General features: G+C 37.1%; 10 protein-coding genes. All 10 read right to left on the bottom strand.

The features are described from left to right. Positions 1-10 precede the first annotated feature (10 nt). The 10 genes from H510_RS19700 to H510_RS19090 all read right to left on the bottom strand — a co-directional run bounded on the left by H510_RS19700 (position 11) and on the right by H510_RS19090 (position 18,605). A complete protein-coding gene (locus H510_RS19700; RefSeq protein ID WP_026905063.1) occupies positions 11-1,009 on the bottom strand; it encodes a glycoside hydrolase family protein in 999 nt (332 codons plus the stop codon). A 12-nt stretch (positions 1,010-1,021) separates the two neighbouring features. Continuing rightward, the gene (locus H510_RS19100) at positions 1,022-2,578 is read right to left on the bottom strand and encodes a glycoside hydrolase family 28 protein (protein WP_051291292.1); all 1,557 of its coding nucleotides are present in this window, start codon (positions 2,576-2,578) and stop codon (positions 1,022-1,024) included. Between the two features lie 7 nt (positions 2,579-2,585). Beyond that, positions 2,586-4,136 (bottom strand): alpha-L-fucosidase, encoded by a 1,551-nt coding sequence (locus H510_RS19095; protein ID WP_051291290.1) that lies wholly within the window; start codon positions 4,134-4,136, stop codon positions 2,586-2,588. 196 nt (positions 4,137-4,332) lie between these two features. Next, on the bottom strand, positions 4,333-5,520 hold the full coding sequence (locus H510_RS0115015; protein WP_026905062.1) for a glycoside hydrolase family 88 protein: 1,188 nt from the start codon (positions 5,518-5,520) through the stop codon (positions 4,333-4,335). Between the two features lie 24 nt (positions 5,521-5,544). Further along, positions 5,545-7,698 (bottom strand): glycoside hydrolase family 31 protein, encoded by a 2,154-nt coding sequence (locus tag H510_RS0115010; protein ID WP_026905061.1) that lies wholly within the window; start codon positions 7,696-7,698, stop codon positions 5,545-5,547. A 9-nt stretch (positions 7,699-7,707) separates the two neighbouring features. Next, positions 7,708-9,225, bottom strand: coding sequence for a hypothetical protein (locus H510_RS0115005; RefSeq protein ID WP_026905060.1), 1,518 nt, complete (start codon positions 9,223-9,225; stop codon positions 7,708-7,710). Between the two features lie 128 nt (positions 9,226-9,353). Next, the gene (locus tag H510_RS0115000) at positions 9,354-11,960 is read right to left on the bottom strand and encodes a glycoside hydrolase family 95 protein (RefSeq protein WP_245584845.1); all 2,607 of its coding nucleotides are present in this window, start codon (positions 11,958-11,960) and stop codon (positions 9,354-9,356) included. Then, on the bottom strand, positions 11,944-14,409 hold the full coding sequence (locus H510_RS0114995) for a glycoside hydrolase family 95 protein (RefSeq protein WP_026905058.1): 2,466 nt from the start codon (positions 14,407-14,409) through the stop codon (positions 11,944-11,946). Before H510_RS0114995 ends, H510_RS0115000 begins: the two co-directional genes overlap by 17 nt. Before the next feature lies 1 nt (position 14,410). Continuing rightward, entirely contained in the window at positions 14,411-16,873 is a 2,463-nt protein-coding gene (locus H510_RS0114990) for a glycoside hydrolase family 2 (protein ID WP_026905057.1), read from the bottom strand. A gap of 37 nt (positions 16,874-16,910) precedes the next feature. Next, positions 16,911-18,605: a hypothetical protein gene (locus H510_RS19090; protein WP_051291288.1), complete on the bottom strand. Its 1,695-nt coding sequence runs from the start codon at positions 18,603-18,605 to the stop codon at positions 16,911-16,913. Between the last annotated feature and the right edge of the window lie 14 nt (positions 18,606-18,619).

Below are 18,619 nucleotides of genomic sequence, written 5' to 3'. Positions count from 1 at the left end.
AACCTTTCTATTATTTTTTCTTAGACGATGATTTTCCAGGCACATAGTCATCAACAGGATGGGCTACAATTACGCCTTTATCATCAGGTGTCATGCAACCTAAAAAGTAAGCTTTTACTACACCATTTTCTACATAAGCAAAAGGTCTTTCTACCCTTTTAAATTTTTCTTTACTACCATCATCGTAAGTAATCTCGTTGGTACTGATAGGTTCTTTGGTTAATAACTGATAATTGATACCATCTTTAGAATAATACTGAACACCAACTTTATTTCTTCCAGTAGCTACACCTGCAAAATCTGTACAGATAACATTGTATTGATTGTTTGCCCACCAAATGGTTGGGTCTTCTAATTCGTAATTGTTAGGGAAAAGATTTTCTTTTTCAGGAGCTAAGTTTTGATATGGCCCTTTATAGCTTGCTGCTTCTGCGGCTCTGGCTGTACGCACTTGTTTATCACCAATTTTAACAGATAATCTACCAAATACATATACACTACCATCGGGTTTTACTAAGGGAGCCGGATTGCTAAAACTCATCATCTTTTCAGACCTCGTCCATGGACCTGTAATAGCATCAGCCTCTGCATAACCTGTTTCGTTAGCCGAAGAAATGTAATACAATACATATTTATTCCCAACCTTCACTATTTTAGGATTATGTACCCTATCATTATCCCATTTACCTTCTCTTTTTTCTAAAACAACTTCGGCAAATTCATAAGGGCCTAAAAGATTTTTTGAGGTTGCCCTGATACATAAAGACTTTGCTGTCCAGCTTGCCATACCACCTTCTGCAGGCCATGCCGAAGCAAACATGTGGTAAGTATTCCCAACTTTAATAACCGATGGGCACCATAAAAAATACTGACTTAGCTTTAAGCCTCCATCTTTTTTTGCTGGCTTTATAAAATTCTTGATGCTCTCAAAAGCTTGTTCTTGTGCTACGGTAGCTTTACTTGAAGTTACAAGTAATAAAATGATAAATACTTTTAAGGAAAACTTCATGTTATGTTATGATTAAGGTTTAATGATTTCTATTTCTTTAACTATCTTATCGAATTTGTTTTTTGAGGCCTTAACATCCCCACTTTTACCTTCTACCCTTACCAATGCTTTTGCTTTACCAGTAGTACTTACCTGAGTGATATTTGCAGCTTGTACATTTTCTAACCTAATTACTGCTTCTGCACCTTCAAAAGTTGGTACTTGACTGTTAGAAATATTTACGTTTTTACCATCTTCAATAATAAAAGCTGGTCTTAAATCGGTACTATCAACCGTAAAACTTATATTTTTTAGGGTTAAACCCGATACATGTCTGGCCCAAATACCATAAGCCGGAATAGTTGGCTTAAAAGTGCTGATTTCTGGATAGGCTGTTTCTGCTTCTGGTACCACTTGCCTAGCATGTTTAGCATTACCACCTCCTGCTATTCTGATGTCTATATTTTCTAATGTTAGATTTTTAATATCATGACCCGGTACGCCAGTAATTAAAATGCCACTTGGTGGATCTATTTGAGCTGGGTTTGCCGCTTTGGCACTTACATTTCTGATGGTTACATTTTCTATTACTCCGGTTTTTTGTTGGGTATCACTATCTTTTCTAAAAACGTTGAGACGAGAACCTAATCTAATGAGCATTGGCGTACGCACATTATTCATGGTGATGTTAGAAATTTCTACATTACGTATTTGTGCGCCATCAACACTATTAATTTTAATGCCTCCATTTCTAGTATCATAAATATAAACATCAGATATTTTGATGTTTTCGAAAGGTGCCATAGACTCGGTACCAAACTTTATACCGCCGTGGTTGCTGGTTATCCTTAAGCCTTTAACTTCTATGTTTTTACAAGCCATTTGGCTCCAGGTAGTTTTAAAACAAAGGCCATCATCACCAGTATCAATATCGCAATTGAAAATTTTTACATCTTGCGAGCAATCAATATCAAAACCATCATTATTACCTAAGCCACGACTTTTAATGGTAACACCTGAAATGTCTATACCTTTACAAGCAAAAAAGTGAGTAGTCCACGCGGTAGAGTTGATCAATTTTACATCCTTAACCACAATACCTGTGCTTCTTACAAATCTTACCAGAAAAGGTCTTCTTCCTCTTCCACCCGATGCTAAAACATCTTTACCTTTACCATTGATGGTTCCGCCACCAATAATGCCTACATTTTTAGCATCAACTGCACCTATAAAACAGTAGCCCATCAAAGCCCCATTACCGGTTCTAAAAGCATCTACCATTTGGTAATCTGCAATGTTTTTACTACCTAATAACTCTGTCTTTTCTGATAAAGAAATGGTAATATTATCTTTTAATAAAATTGTACCTGAAACATATTTTCCTGCAGGAAAATATAAAACAGCTCCCCCTTTTTTACTATAATCATCAATTAACTTTTGGATAGCCTTAGTACTAACCACATTGGTATCGGCAACTACACCATGCTTGGTAACATCAATAACAACTATTTCTGAAGCTTTTATAGCTGTTTGGTTTATTGTAAGTAGTAAAAACGCTACGCTTAATACTTTAATAATGCTTTTTAACATGTTTATATTATTCTAAAATTAGTTCCCAGGTTTGTTTGCTCTTATCATCTGCTTTAATTTTGAAAGCAAGCGCATAGTTGGCATTTAAATTTTTTGGTAATTGGATGTTAAGTGCATCAGAAGTTTGTTTCCATGTTAGCTTTTCTGTAGTGCCAAGTAATTGAACATCTTCTATTTTATTTACCAATGTAAGGCTTGAGGCTAAAGACTTTATATTGATTTCTTTTTCCGGAATTTTAAGTACAAAAGCATATATATAACCGTCTTTGGTTGTAAAGCGTATATCTTGCTCTGTATAAGGTTTTCTTTGTTCCTGAAAAGCCCCAGAAGTTACTTTGGTAGGGCCTTCGCCATAAACTAACCAAGGGCGACTTGCGTAAATGCCTTCACCATTAATGTTAAGCCACGCACCCAATTGTTTTAAGATATGAGCTTGATTTTCTGGCAAGGTACCATCGCTTTTTAAGCCTACATTTAATAGTAGGTTACCATTTTTACTTACAATATCAATAAAGTTACCTACTAAAACATCAATGGTAAATTGCGGCTCGGTTTTACGGTAAAACCAACCTCCTGATAAGTCAGTATCTGTTTGCCACGGTAAACGCTGCAAAGCATCAGATTGCCCACGTTCTATATCCCAAACAAAAGCTCTTTTATCTGGCCCATGTTTTAAATTCATAACGGCTTCTAGTTTACCATTATGCTTTTGGATATTACTGTTATAAAAGTGCGAAGCTAAATCTAAGCCATAAGTCATGCCTTTGTTAGTACCGGGCAAAGAGCCATCAAAATAAAGTAAATCGGGTTTATACTTATCTACGAGTTCTAATGTTCTACTATACCACACTTTCATCCAAGCCTCATCATTCATATAATCTAAACTGTAGTTGCTATTGTAGAAGTCGGCATATTTAGGATTTTTACCGTCAAATTTTCTTGAGGTTTGAAAGAAAGAAGCCACTCTATCAAGATGCGTTGATACCCCGAATCTTACACCTTGACGTTCAGCAGCTTCTTTCCATCCTTGTATGATATCTTTTTTTGGTCCCATATCTACAGCATTCCAACGATGTTGAGAATCGTACATATCAAAATTATCATGATGTACTGCTACTGGCACTATATATTTTGCGCCACAGGCTTTATAGAAAGCTACTAGAGAATCTGGATTCCATCGCTCTGCTTTAAACATGGGGATGAAATCTTTGTAGCCAAACTTATTTGGGTTACCATAGCGCTTGGTATGCCATGCTAACAATTTCTCTGCTTGTTTACTGCGTTCATGTTCTGGTGGGTATTCTCCTTGCCCATACATATACCTGCCGTAATGAGAGCCTCCGTAATCTCTGTTTTCATCAATGGCTGCCATAATTCCCCAATGCATAAAAATGCCAAACTTGGCATCTCTAAACCAATCTGGTGTTTTATAATTCTTAGCCAGTGATGACCAACTAGATTCAAATTTTGGCTGAGCTATTAAACTATTTACACTTAAGAAGCATCCTGAAACAAGACACCAAAGAGTTTTATTAACTGTTTTTTGAATATCAACCATGATGATTTAAAGAGCTACGCATTTAAAGTATGCGCATAACCTTTAAGGTGGCATACTTATGTTAGTTGTATAATTGATTATATCAAATAAACAGTAATTTTAGCTTAAAATGGTAGGAGCAATTAGCTAATAAGTAAGTTATTTTGGCAGATTTTTGAAGTTAAAAAACAATGTTTTTCATAGGTAAATGACTAACTTATTTTAACTGTCTTTTTCTTAATAAAGCTTCTAAATAATAGTAATCTGCATAGTTTAATGGCACATCAACCTCGCTGTTAGAAGGCGCAGAACCTGTACTGTGCAACAGGATGAAACCTTTAGCTTCGCCAACCGGAGCGATATATTTTGTACTTAAACTGTGTAGCATTTTATCTGCTTTTTGTTGATAATACGACTTCTTATCGAGTGTATAGGTACTTAACTCGTACAAGCTTGATGCTACAATAGCTGCTGCGGATGCATCACGAGCCTCGTTAGGTATTTTTTTAGAATCAAAATCACAATAAGGCACTAAATCTTCTGGTAAGTTTTTATGATTAAGGTAAAACTTAGCAATGTTTTCTGCCTGAGCTAAATAAGCAGGGTTTTTAGTTTCTCTGTAACATAAAGTATAGCCATATAATGCCCAAGCTTGTCCTCTAGACCATGCTGATTCATGAAAATATCCTTGATGCGTATTTTTTTTAAGCACCGCACCTGTATTTGGGTCATAATCTATTACGTGGTACGAGCTGTAATCTGGTCTAAAATGATTTTTCATAGTGGTATTGGCATGGGTTACCGCAACTTTATAAAAAGAAGAATCGCCAGTTAATTTGGTAGCTGCAAAAAGCAATTCTAGGTTCATCATGTTATCAATAATTACGGGGTTTACCCATTTATCTCTACTATGATCCCAAGATAAAATAACTCCGGTTTTAGGGTTAAACCTGATCATTAAAGTTTTAGCAGACTGTATAATCACATCTTTATAATGAGGATCATTTGTTAACCTATAACCTGTGCCAAAGCTGCAATAAACTTTAAAACCCATATCGTGGGTTGTTCCGTTTGTTTTTTCTTCCTCAATATCTGCAGTAAACTTTTTAGCTTCTGTAAACCAAGTATTGTTTTTCTTATTATTCTCATGCAAAAACCACAATACACCAGGGAAGAAACCGCTAGTCCAATCTCTAGAAGCTACTAATTTTAACTCTCCATTTTCTATGGTACGCGGCGATACTAACTTCTTATTGGTTGTTTTAGCTTTAGCCTTTTCTACTTCTGTAAGCATGACGGCTGTCTGCTTTTCTGCATGTTTAAAAGCCTTTTTAATGTTTACTTTTTGTGCAAAAGCAGCATTACTAAATAAGGCTAACGTAAGAATAAGTTTAAAATATTTCATTTTATATTCAATTTGGGGCTTTTATTATTTCTTTGTCATGTAGGTAAAACTTACTTTACCAATGGTATTAGGTTTACCTTTTTCTGGGGCTGATATTGAACCTTTAAACGTTCCGTTTTTTAGCTTTTCAATTTTAATTTCTCTCCAGCTGTAAGCGCCTTTTTCGTAATTAAAGGTTTCGCCATCATCATCATAAAGCATAAAAGAGGCTGGTTTATCACCATAAAATCTAACCTCTAAATCAACTTTCTCGTTTAATTTTGGAGCATGTAATTTGGCAGGCATCATTGGTATAATACCACCATCTTTAACAAAAACAGGTATCTTATCTAAACCTGGTGTAACGGTAATTACTTTACCATCACCAACAAAATCTCCGGTATAGAAATCATACCATTTACCTTTTGGTAACACTACTTTTCTTGATGTTTGGCCAGTAAACATTGGGGCTACTAATAAATAATCGCCAGCCATGTATTGGTCTTTAATTTCTTTAGAAGTAGCTTCTGCATAAGGGTTTTCTTCCAAATTAACATTTGCCGCAGCAACTTCCCTTTTCACTTCTTGCTGGAAACCTTCTTCTAAATTCATCGCTCTAAAAGGAGGGATTCCTTCAAAATGATATTTAGCAAAAGTAGTATACCAGTAAGGCATCATTTTCATCCTCAGTAATGAGAATTCTTTAACTTGTTCGGCAACGTCTGGGTAAGTCCAAGGTTTTGTTCCGGAAGACCAAGCGTTAATCATCGCCATTGGAGAAAATACATTAGATTGAAATCTTCTTAACCACTCTTCGCCAGTTTTTGATGCCCTAACTTCTGGTGTCCACAATACGCCAGAGAAACCACTATTAATTAAAGCGGTAATAAAGTCTTCGTGGTTGTAATAATCGTTATAGATAACATAAGGGAAAGAAGTACCCCCTCCGTTTGATGCTCTTACTAAACCAAATGTTCTTTGGTTGCGCTCTTTAAACAAATCTGAAGTGTAGCGTTGAACCATTAAACCATAAGTTTGTCTCATTTGCTCGGCAGAAACTCCGGAAGGAAACTTTGCTATATCTGGCCATAAATGATAATCATAACCATCAACCTCATCTATCTTGTATCCGCTTACGCCAATATCTATTTGGTCTTGTTTAAGCTGGTTAAAGAATATTTTTCTGGCTTCTGGCAAATTAAAATCAGGAACTGCACCACGCCAAACCGTGTGTGAACCTGTTAGTGGTCTAATTTCTTTATAAAAACTAGCTTTTGGCGATACATAAGGATTTATCCATAGGTTTAACCTGATGCCTTTATTAAGCATTTCTTTTACAAAAGCCTGCGGGTTTGGATATCTGCCTTTATCCCAAGTAAAACTTCCTGGATAAGCCCAACTTTGCCAACCTGGCTCTAAGCCAACAAAATCTAATGGATAACCTTTATCCTGAAAGGCTTGAACTTCTTCTTTTACCTCTTTATCAGTAAACCTTGTTTTAACCCGTTGTGTAAAGCCTAAACCCCATCTTGGTGGTAAATAACCTCCACCATTAAATAAGTTGTAGCGTTGCATCACTTGCAACGGTTTTGGACCTGCAAAAACATAAAATTCTACTCCTTCGGCTGGTACTAAAATCTCAACAGCATCAGACGTATTTCTTGATTGCCAGTTTTTACCAGCTGTTCTATCTACAGGTTCTGCTGGGAAAATAGGGCTATCTTTTCTTAAACTTGTGCCTGCCCATACTTTAATATATCTGGCCGAGTTGATGAAAACACCATAGCCCTTGGAAGACATATAAAAAGGTACCGGAGCGTGTGTACGTCCGTTATCTTTACCGCCATAGTGGTCTACATGCAATTCTAAAACCTTAGCTCTTTGATGTACGGTTTGAAAATTTAAACCAAAACCATAAAGCTGTTCTTCTAACTCGAGAGGGAAACTTAAAAAAGTTTTTCCGTCTTGTAATTCAAATTTAATATCAGCTTGTTGAAGCGGAAAAGTTGCACTTCCTACCTTAGCTAAAGCTGTTGAATTTGGCTTTGCGCCTGATGCCTTTAATAAATCAAAATTTTCTGGCTTTCCGGCTACACCTTTCCATACACCAGGGTAAACTTCTGTCCATTGTATAGCTTGCGAAAATGCTTGTATAACAATAAAACAAAGGCAGATAGCTAATAAACTTATTTTCTTCATGATGAAATATTACTTTAAATTTTTACGAGCATTTAATTGCGCTATGTACAAAGAGCTTGGCTGCAAGCCTTCTTTATTTTGTCCTTCCCACTCACCATCCGGACGGTCGCCAAGTTTGGTATTGATTCTTTTTTCTGCTATGACACCAATAGCATAGTTTTTACCACTTACATAAGGGTTTTGTAAGGTTATTTCTTTCGCTCGGCAATTCCAAAACACTTGGTTTACACCTGCCCAACCATGTCCTGTACCCGAGTTACCTCTGTCTTGAACATTTATTTGCCCGTCTGTTACAACGTTATCGTAAAGAGTACCCATTGTCCAACGGTGGTGCGGACCAATATCAGAATGGGTTTTAGATGCTTTGCAATTGTAAAATACATTTGGCCCTAAAACTTGTGCTGCTGTCACATAATCATGCCTACCTTCGGTGGTTTCCAAATTCATGAAGAGGTTTTGCTGCCCTACATTATTAAAAGAATAACGTCTTCCACCAGTTATTTGCGATTTCCCATCTAAGCATTTAGAATCAATTACAGTAACTTTCTTGGCCCCTCTTTCTAAGCTCACGCAAGAGTATCCAAAATATTTAGAAACGATGTTTCTAGCCCAAGCATTCTCAACTTTATTAAATTGTAAGGCTATCCAGCCATGCTCTTCATCGGTATCATTGGCATACTCTGACTCTATCTGTAGGTTTTCTATACCTACTTCTTTAATTCTTCCTGTAAAAGTATATTTATAAACTTCGCCACCACCATATTGCGCTTCCATAGCCATCACAATAGGATTATCTATAAATATCGTATTGCCTTCTATTTTGGTTATTTTACGTTCAAACGGGAAGTTATAAGTTTTGGTATCCCACTGTCTGGTGTCTGATTTGGGAACTATTTTATCCATTTTCAAATCAGCAATCCATTTTTCTGTAGCTGGCCTGTATACAATAATATCATCTCCAACCTGATAAGCTTTAGCAGATTTCACTTTAAAAGATTTAGCACCAACAGGAACATAATCATCAGCAATTTTTACCCTTGTGCCATTAACTTCTTTGACATCACCAGCACCAGCAACCACAATTAGGTTTCTTTTTACTTTTCCTGACGCCACTAATACAGTTCCCTTTTCGCCTCTTAACACTATACCACTTGCATTAATTTTAATAACGCCGGGTATTTTATAAGTTCCTTTTTTGAGCAAAATTACACCACGATGTCCCATACTATTAGGCTTAAGTTTTGCCACTTCATCAATAGCTTGTTGTATCAGTTTTTCGCTATCGCCAGATGTTGGTGCTGTAAGTGTTTTTACAACTTTAACATCAGGAATAGCTTTATCTCCATGATGATAGCCTACTCGACTAAAATCTGGAATGGTATTACCTTGTTCATCAGGAAAATAGGTAATACTGCCATCGGCATTAACTTTTAAAAACTTAGACTGCCATGTAGCACTGGAAAACGCAAAAAGAAGCGTGGTGGTCATTGCTACCAGCAACAAGACCTTTACAGGATATAATTTCATGTAATAAAATTGGTTATTATGGTTATACCAAATAAACAGCATTTTTATGGTATAAAAATCACATCAATTACCTTAAAAATAAGCTGAATTAACATCCTATAAGATTGTTACACAAACATAAAAGTCTGCTATAAAGGCATAATAATATATTTCATACCCTTTTGGGTATTAAAATCTATGGTAAATTCTTTATTGGTATTTAAATCTGGCAGTTTAGCTTGTGCTACTTTATCATATTTAACATCATCAAAATGATAATATAAAGGATTTGGGTTTTTACCCGATGCTGCTTTACTAACTACCCCAATAACTTTAACAGGTATTTTGGTAGTTAAACGACAGTTGCCTCCTAAATGAGATATTAGAGTAGCTTGTGTTAGCTGACCTTTATCCCAAGAGATATCTACAGTAAAATTTCCTCTTGCTTTAATCCCTTTGATAGCACCTTTTGCCCATTCTTTAGGCAATGCTGGCAGTAAACTTATAGCATCGGTATGGCTTTGCATTAACATTTCTATAACACCTGCTGTTGCCCCAAAATTACCATCAATCTGAAAAGGTGGATGCGCATCAAAAAGATTAGGATAAGTACCGCCACCACTCGTTTGAAAATTACTCAACTGAGCATTAGCCCCTGCCCCGTTTTCTTTCTTTTGTACCGGATCTATTTCAGTTAAACCGGCTTTTAATATCTCCAAAGCTTTATTTCCGTCTTGTAACCTTGCCCACCAATTGATTTTCCAAGCCATAGACCAACCAGTACTGATATCACCACGGTGGATAAGAGATTGCTTGGAAGCGGCTGCCAATTCTGGTGTATTTTGTAGGGTGATATGGTTACCCGGAAATAAGCCAAATAAATGAGAAATATGTCGGTGTTTATCTTCCGGATCATCCCAATCTTTAAACCATTCTTGCAACTGGCCGTGTTTGCCTATTTTGTAAGGATATAATTTTTGATAAGCATTTTCTACCCGAACTCTTAAAGCAGCATCAACATTTAAAACCTTAGATGTATTTAAAAAAGCTGCAAAAAACTCTTTGGTAATACTCATATCCATGGTGGTAGCCATGCTCATCTCGTACTCTTTACCGTCAATTTTAAATACGTTCTCCGGTGAGGTTGATGGATTGGTAACCAACTGTCCGTTAGCATCTTCTTGTAACCAATTCAATAAAAACTGTGCTGCCCCTTTCATTAAAGGATAAGCTTTATTTCTTAAGAAATTAACATCCCCAGTATACAAATAATGGTCATATAAGTGCATACAAAACCAAGGACTTCCCATTGCCCAGGCAGACCAACGTGGTGTACCTCGAGGGTCCCAATCGTACCCGCCTGTTGGCGATGTTTTAGCCCATATATCTGTGTTGTGATGTACTGTCCAACCTTCATTAATACCGTAATTAGTTTTAAGAGTTTCTTTTCCATTGATGGCTAATCTCCCCATAAAATCAAATAAAGGATGGTGTAATTCAGAAAGATTTCCATTTTCTGCTGGCCAATAATTCATTTGTGTATTGATGTTAGCTGTATAATTACTACCCCAAGGTGGTTGTACTAAATCATTCCAGATACCTTGCAAATTGGTAGGTAAAGAGCCCGGTCTCGAGCCGGCTATCATCAAATACCTTCCGAACTGAAAATATAAAGCTTGTAAGCCTTGGTCGTTACCGCTAATACCTTGTCTTTGCAAACGGATATTAGTTGGTAATTTATCTAAATCTGGATTGCTTTTTAAAGTAAAACTTACACGATTAAACAGTTTTTGATGATCTGTTACATGCAACTGTTTCATGGCAGCATAAGACTTTACAAAAGCTTTATTCATGTCTGCTTGTGCCTGTATAACTGGATTTTTACCCTCTAAACCCGGCGATTTATCAAAACCATTATAACTAGTAGCATCGGTAAGGTAAATGGTTACTGCATTTGCTTTACTCACCTGTAATTGATTTTGCAATGATTTAACCGAACCACCTTCTGTTTTAATTTTTAGATGAACTTCAAAAGTCATCCCTTCCTTTTCATCATAAACAATCTGCTCTGGTTCTGTGCTTCTATGAGCTACATGCTTAGGCGCTTTACCTTTTAATACTAAATAGTTGGCAGCATTTGCCTTTGTAACATATTTTAGTTTGCTATGTAACTCTGTATTGAAACTAATAGCATTGGGCTTATCGGCAGTAATACGTATGAGTAAAACCTTATCGGGATGGCTAATAAAAGTTTCTCTGGTATAAGTAACTCCCGCTACTTTATAAGTAACCTTATGGATGGCTTTGCTAATATCTAACTCTCTTCTGTAAGTGGTAGCTGTAGAATCTTTAAAGTTAAAATCCAGATATAAATCTGCCATGGTGAGATAACGGGCAGAATAAGGTCCTTGTAAGTTCTTTTTCCAAATATCTGTTGCTTTACCATAATCTTCAGTAACGATAGCTTGCCTTACCATAGGTAAAGCTGCTACCCCTTTAGGATTATTACCCGGGTTTGGATAACCAGACCATAAAGTATTATTATTGAGTTGTAAACGCTCTTTGCTAATGTTACCAAACACCATTGCTCCGGTTTTGGCGTTGCCTAAGGGTAAAGCCTCTTCCCAAACTCGGGCTGGACTTTGGTACCACAATTTATTTGAGTTCTCTTGAGCAATAACCACATGAGCGGTTAAGCCTGTTGCAGCTATCAACAAAAAACGTTTCAACATCATCATTTTAAAAATTAAAAGCATAAGTTTTACCCGGTTTAGCATCTATATCAAATTCTTTTGATGCTTTTATACCCACCGGATTTATTTTAGCCTCCGCAGCTATTATTGGTTTCTTAACTTCTGGAACTTCGTAAAAAGTATTAGCATTTAAGCCTTGAGCAGGTTTTAAGCTTTGCGGGATAACAGCTATTAAATCTTCATTAATTCTTAACCTACAATTACCGTTTAAAGAAGATTTTACGGTTAAAGAGGTTAGTTTTTTATTTTTCCAAACAATATCTACCTCAAAACCACCTCTGGCTTTTAAGCCTTTTACGCTACCGCTTGGCCAGTTATCAGGCAAAGCAGGTAAGATGTGTATCGCTCCATCATGAGATTGCAAAAGCATTTCTGCGATACCTGCCGTACAACCAAAATTTCCATCTATTTGGAATGGTGGATGTGCATCAAACATATTAGGGTAAGTACCCCCTCCGGTAACACTCATTGGCATAGCTGGATCTACCAATCGTAATTGGTCTGTTATTAATTTGTAAGCATGATTTCCATCTAAAAACCTAGCCCATAAATTTACTTTCCAACCCATAGACCAGCCTGTTGCCGGGTCGCCACGGTACAATAAAGAAGTTCTAGCTGCATCAAATAGTTCTGGAGTTTTGTATGGAGATATTTGATTACTAGGGTACAAACCGTAAAGATGAGATACATGACGATGTTTATCATCTGGGCGATCTAAATCCCACATCCACTCTTGTAATTGGCTATGTTTACCAATTTGCATAGGTGCTAATCGGGCTTGTGTAGCGGCCAATTGTTTAGCAAAATCAGCATCAACGCCTAAAATTTCAGCTGCCTTTATGGTCTTTCTAAACAAATCAAACAAAAGTTGATTATCCATAGTTGCGCCTGCTGTTATAGAAACTCTTTGCTTAGCCACTTGTGTATTTTCTGGCGAGTTTGATGGCGATACTACCAGCCATTTATTTTTAGGCTCTTCTTGCAAAACATCTAAGTAAAATTCGCAAGCACTTTTTAATATCGGATAATGTTCTTTTAAAAAATTAACGTCTCCGGTAAACTCATATCTATCCCAAAGATGCTGACTCAGCCAAGTGCCTCCCATAGGCCATAAACCTGCATAAGGCCTATCAACCGGACCTGTAATTCTCCAAATATCTGTGTTATGATGCGCTACCCAACCTTTAGCGCCATACATCAATTGGGCAGTTTCTTTTCCTGTTACAGAAATATCCTTAATTAATTTAAACAATGGCTCATGCAGTTCGGTTAAATTGGTAAGCTCGGCAGGCCAATAATTCATTTCTGTGTTGATGTTGATGGTATATTTACTATCCCAAGATGGATTAACCTGAGCATTCCAGATACCCTGTAAATTAGCTGGCTGTGTACCCGGTTGCGAACTTGATATTAACAAATACCTACCAAACTGGAAATAAAGCGCTGCTAAATGCGGGTCGTTACTTTTAGCAAATTCATAAATTCTTAAGTTAGTTGGCTTCTTAACAGCATCATTAACGCCTAAATCTAATTTTACACGGTTAAAATATTGCTGATAAAACTGAATATGTTTAGCTAATGCTTGAGGATAACTTACCTGTACAGCCTTATTTAAATAAGCACTCGCTTTCGCGGATGCATTACCTGATACATCTTTATAATTGATAAAATTGGTAGCAATAGAGATATAAATAGTAGCTGAGTTGGCATTTTTAACTTTCCATTGGTTTTCTGCAAGCTGGACTGTACCCCCGCTGGTAAGTACCTTAACTTGGGTTTCAAACTTTACTTGGCCTTTTTCCCCTTCGTGGTCTGATGATGTTCCGCTTAGGATAAGTTTTTGATTAGCTACTTTTTGCTCTCCCTCTAAAGGAGATGTTAAAGAAGCATTGAAAGTAATTTTACCTGCCTCGCTAGCGGTTAGCCTAACAATGATGGCTTGGTCTAAAAACGAAGAGAAAATCTCTCTTTTATAGCTCACACCTTTTAGTTTATAGGTAACAGTTGCTACGGCCTTTTCGATATTCAAATCGCGGTAATAGTCTTGAACTTGCTCATGCCCCGGAAAATCTAAAAATAAATCTCCAACAGGTTGATACATCATGCCGCTATTTTTTTTAGGCATGAGTTCAACATCGGCCAAAGCCTGCGCTTCTACAATTTTACCTTCTGCTAAGAGTTTTCTTACAGCAGGAATGGCTTTCCCAGACTCGGCAGTTACATTGTTATTAGGGCCACCAGACCAAACCGTTTCTTCATTAAGCTGTAATTGCTCTTTAGCAGGACCGCCAAAAATCATAGCTCCTAAGCGTCCATTACCAATAGGTAAAGCTTCATTCCAATTGGCGGCTGGCTTATTATACCAAAGTTTTAAGGTTTTATCTAAACCAGTTTGACTAAAACTTAATTTAGAAAAAGCCATTAAAAGCAATAAGGAGATGTATTTCTTCATCTTATAAAGTTAACATTTCTGAAGGTACACCTTCTGATTTAACTGCAATGGTATTTTTGCCACTATTGGTTTTAACACTTATTAAAGCTCGGCCATTGTAGAACTGCACATATCTAGAGCCTGTAGAAGTTCCTTGATTATCTATCAATTCGCCATCTCCGGCTAAAGAAAAACGTACCCAGTTTCTAGCATCTAAACAAGTTACGCCATTAGCATCTTTAAGTTTTACTTCTATAGTAGCTTTACCATTTTCTTCAGCAATTTTGCTTACTTCTAATTTTGCTGGAGCTCCCCATTGTCTGGTTTCGTATTCAAAAGTAATCTCGTCTTCTAAAACAGTTTTACCTTTCTTGGCAATTACTTTTACTATGTTTTTACCTGCATTTGGCACTACATTCCAACGTAAACCTGCCGCTGGAAAATCCTGACTGTTACGCTTTTTAATCCCTTGGCTTTTACCGTTTACAAATAATTCTGCTTCATCGCAATTAGAGAAAACTTTAATCATTTTTTCTTCTCCGGCTGCACCCCAACGTACTGGCCAAGTGTGGCCGTAAATATGTACCATAGGCTTTTTCGTCCAGTAAGACTGGTAAACATAAAAAACCTCTTTTTTGGTAAAATCTCTTTCTACAACTCCTTTTTGGTTCATGTAAGGTACAGGGTTATCGGGCCTTACCGGGGTAGAAAAATCTTTGAAAGGCCATTGTGCAGTACCTGTTAGCCAAGGCATGGTTTCTTGTTCTTTTAAATGCCAATCAACCAAGTTTACGATGTAAGATTCGCTCCAATCACCATCTTTAGAAACTCTACTAGCACCACCAATTAAAGAAGCATCTCCGGCTCTTTCATCGGCGCCAACGCCAGTTTTAACTTTACGTAAAGCGTTATCTGGGTTTTCGGAATGACGGCGAGCATGACCATCGCCACCCCACTCTACATGTAAAAAGTGTTTAACTTTCTTAAATTCTTCTTCAGAAACTTGCTTATATTCTGTATAAATACCGCGATACCAGCCGGCCCAGATAGAAGGCGAGTAAACATCAACAATATCTTTACAGAAATCGCATCTTCTGATGGCTGTTTTACGGGTTGGGTCTAAAGCATGTGAAAGATCATGCAACTCTTTCATAAATACTCTGATTTTCTCTTTATCAAATTCCGGAAAATCTCCAGGCCAATCGTTCTCATTACCTAAACCCCAAATGATTATAGATGGATGATTATAATGCTGCTCAATCATGTTAGTGAGCATTCTACGAGCTTGTTGTTTATAAACATCGCCACCTAAGCCCCCACGACACCAAGGAATTTCTTCCCAAACCACCATTCCTAGGCTATCACATAAGTTTAAGATGGTTCTAGATTGCTGATAATGACCTAAACGGATGAAATTGACACCCATATCTTTCATCATTTTCATTTCGGTACGCATCATTTCATCTGTCATGGCGGCTGCAACTCCGGCATGGTCTTCATGACGGTGTGTACCTTGCAATAGCAAACGCTTTCCGTTTAATAAAAACGGCCCTTTCTCTACAAATTCAAAATGTCTAAATCCTATTTTTTCTTGATGTTTATCTACACCATCAGCAGTTTTAACATTTAATTCAACGGTATAAAGTGTTGGTTTATCCGTAGACCAAAGCTCGGCTTTAGCTACTTTTATATTAGCAATTTCTACATCATTACCCGTTAACTGAATTTGCTTTTTTTGTGTATTGATAACTTTACCTGAGGGTGATATTAACTTAAGTTCTACCTCTGCGTTGCTAGCACCTTTAGGGTTATAAAACCTTGCTTTTATGTTTAGGGAAGCATTTTTACCTTCTTTATCTACCGTGGCTAAAGCGAAAACTTTATCAACCGAAAGGGATGGCTTATAAACCAAATTTAAGTAACGATAGATGCCTCCGTAAAGGTTAAAATCAGATAAATCAGATGGAATAAGCTCTAAATCGCGAGAATTATCTGTGCGGATAGACAAAGGTATTTTACCTTTGAACTGTTTTTGATAAACATCGGTCTTTTGGAAAGCGGATACAGCATCGGTAATATCAACGGTAAATTCATCATATCCACCAACATGTGAACCCACTTTTGTTTGATAGATATAAACATCGGTCTTTTGCCCAGCACCTTCAAAATGTAATAAAGTTCTTCCTGTTTGATAAGGATTTTTCACCTCTATTAAAGTTCTGTACCAAGATGGTCCTTGATAATAATTCATATCAGGGTCTACCGCATCTTCTGCATTAACACAATGTGGCAAATTTACTTTTTCCCATAGCGGCACACTTTCTGGATTACCAGCCCCCACTGGTCTAACGGCTTCCCAGATACCTCCTAAATCTTGTTTTAGGAACTCCCAGTTATCATTTAATCTTATTTTTTGTTGAGCAATTACTGAATTTTGTAAACCTAGAACTACAAGAACTAGCCAAATGATATTTTTCTTTAACAAAGCGTACGATTTTAGTTTAATTAATGATTAATAAAAGTTATGGGTTAAATGGCCCTTCGCCCGCCCAAGTTTGTAGCTGAGATGATATACTGCCCATTCTTTGTGCTGGAATGGTGACATTATTTACAGCGGCATCGCCTAACCTATCTTTTAACTGGGTAAGATACAAACTTCTAGGCTGTACATGGATATTGTTACTTTCAAAATAGCCATTACCTGCAAAAGTTAGGGCAATATTACCAACACCCCAATTTCTGGCTGCTGCCGGACTTTGTACCATGATATCTGCCCGGGTTGACCTGCAATTCCAAAACATGGTTTGAGCACCTGCCCATCCATGACCTGAGCCACTCGCACCTCTATTTTGTACCCTGATTTGCCCACCAAAAACATTATCAAATAATAATCCTGTACTCCATCTATGGTGCGGCCCAATGTCTGATGTAGTTTCTACTGCAACACAATCTAAGAATACGTTTGGCCCAGGTACTGTAGAACCTGTTACATAACAGTGCCTTCCACCTCTTGAAAAACAACGTTGAAATAGATTAAAAGGTGAGGTTCCTGCTATGTTAAAAGAGTATTTTCTCCCTCCTGTTGTTTGAGATTTAGGATCAAGCATAGCACAATCTTGAACAGTGTTATATACAGAGCTCTCTTCTATAGATACACAAGCATAGCCAAAAAATTGTGCTGTAACATCTTTAACCCAACAGTTTTCTGCTCTAAGAAGTTTTACTCCGTACCAGGCATGTTGTTCGTCGTTATCGTTTTCAAAGACAGAAACTAAACGCATATTTTCTACACCAGAATTTTGAATTTTACCAGAAACGGAATGTATACCAACTCTACCACCGCCATAACGGCTTTGTATAGGGTCTACAATGGGTGCATTTATGGTGATATTATTTCCGCTTATAGCGGTTATAACACGTTCATAAGACATCACATATCTACTTGGTGTCCATCCGTATTGTGTCATATCTAACAAATCTATCCATGCTTGGTTAGGGGTTCTAGTAACCAAAACTCTACTACCAACCGTTAAGCCATTGGTGTTTTCTAAATTAAATGATTTAGCACCTGTGGGAACATAATTATCAGAAATTAATCTTCTAGAGCTTGTTACTTCACCCAAATTAGAACCACTTCCCTGTACCCTTATCAGGGTACTACCAATCAGTCTCTTAGTTGCTCTTAAAATTGTACCAGATGCGCCTTGTCCAACGCCTCTTAATACAACCCCACTGGCTCTTATAACTAAAGAATCTCCAACATCATAAGTACCCGCATTTAGCAAAATAGCCCCTCTAAAACCATTTGCATCCACTGGTAAAGCTTCAACTTCATTTATCACTTGCTGAATTCTGGCTCTATTATCACCTAGTTGTGCAGACAGGGTTCTTACCACTGGAGCCGTAGGAATAGCAACACCTCCGCCTTTGTAACCCGCATTAGAAAAATCTGGTACTGTATTAATTTTATCGGTTTCGCCCTGGTTTGCAAAAGTATTATATGCTAGTTTACCACTAACATCAGTATACACTAAAGCAGTATTGTTAGCCGGTGGCGTGGGAGGCGGAGTTACCGGAGGCTCTTCCACTGGTGGTGGAGTAGGTTCTTCTTTCTTAGCCACTTCTTTCTTTTTACAAGCTAATGCTAAAACAAAAAGCGTAAAAACAAACCATAGCTTGTAATTCCGGAGAATTTTAACAAATAATACTGTTTTCATATAGTTTAACTAAA

Source organism: Pedobacter glucosidilyticus DSM 23534, from assembly GCF_000425145.1.
GTDB lineage: Bacteria > Bacteroidota > Bacteroidia > Sphingobacteriales > Sphingobacteriaceae > Pseudopedobacter > Pseudopedobacter glucosidilyticus.
The sequence above is the reverse complement of the archived record's forward strand: the minus strand, read 5'-3'. Positions and strand labels throughout refer to the sequence as shown.

Excerpts from the sequence above, each read along its gene's own strand:
- H510_RS19095 (WP_051291290.1), bottom strand. The coding sequence starts at position 4,136 with ATGGTTGATATTCAAAAAACAGTTAATAAAACTCTTTGGTGTCTTGTT.
- H510_RS19100 (WP_051291292.1), bottom strand. The coding sequence starts at position 2,578 with ATGTTAAAAAGCATTATTAAAGTATTAAGCGTAGCGTTTTTACTACTT.
- H510_RS0115000 (WP_245584845.1), bottom strand. The coding sequence starts at position 11,960 with ATGCTTTTAATTTTTAAAATGATGATGTTGAAACGTTTTTTGTTGATA.
- H510_RS0115010 (WP_026905061.1), bottom strand. The coding sequence starts at position 7,698 with ATGAAGAAAATAAGTTTATTAGCTATCTGCCTTTGTTTTATTGTTATA.
- H510_RS19090 (WP_051291288.1), bottom strand. The coding sequence starts at position 18,605 with ATGAAAACAGTATTATTTGTTAAAATTCTCCGGAATTACAAGCTATGG.
- H510_RS19700 (WP_026905063.1), bottom strand. The coding sequence starts at position 1,009 with ATGAAGTTTTCCTTAAAAGTATTTATCATTTTATTACTTGTAACTTCA.
- H510_RS0115005 (WP_026905060.1), bottom strand. The coding sequence starts at position 9,225 with ATGAAATTATATCCTGTAAAGGTCTTGTTGCTGGTAGCAATGACCACC.
- H510_RS0114995 (WP_026905058.1), bottom strand. The coding sequence starts at position 14,409 with ATGAAGAAATACATCTCCTTATTGCTTTTAATGGCTTTTTCTAAATTA.
- H510_RS0115015 (WP_026905062.1), bottom strand. The coding sequence starts at position 5,520 with ATGAAATATTTTAAACTTATTCTTACGTTAGCCTTATTTAGTAATGCT.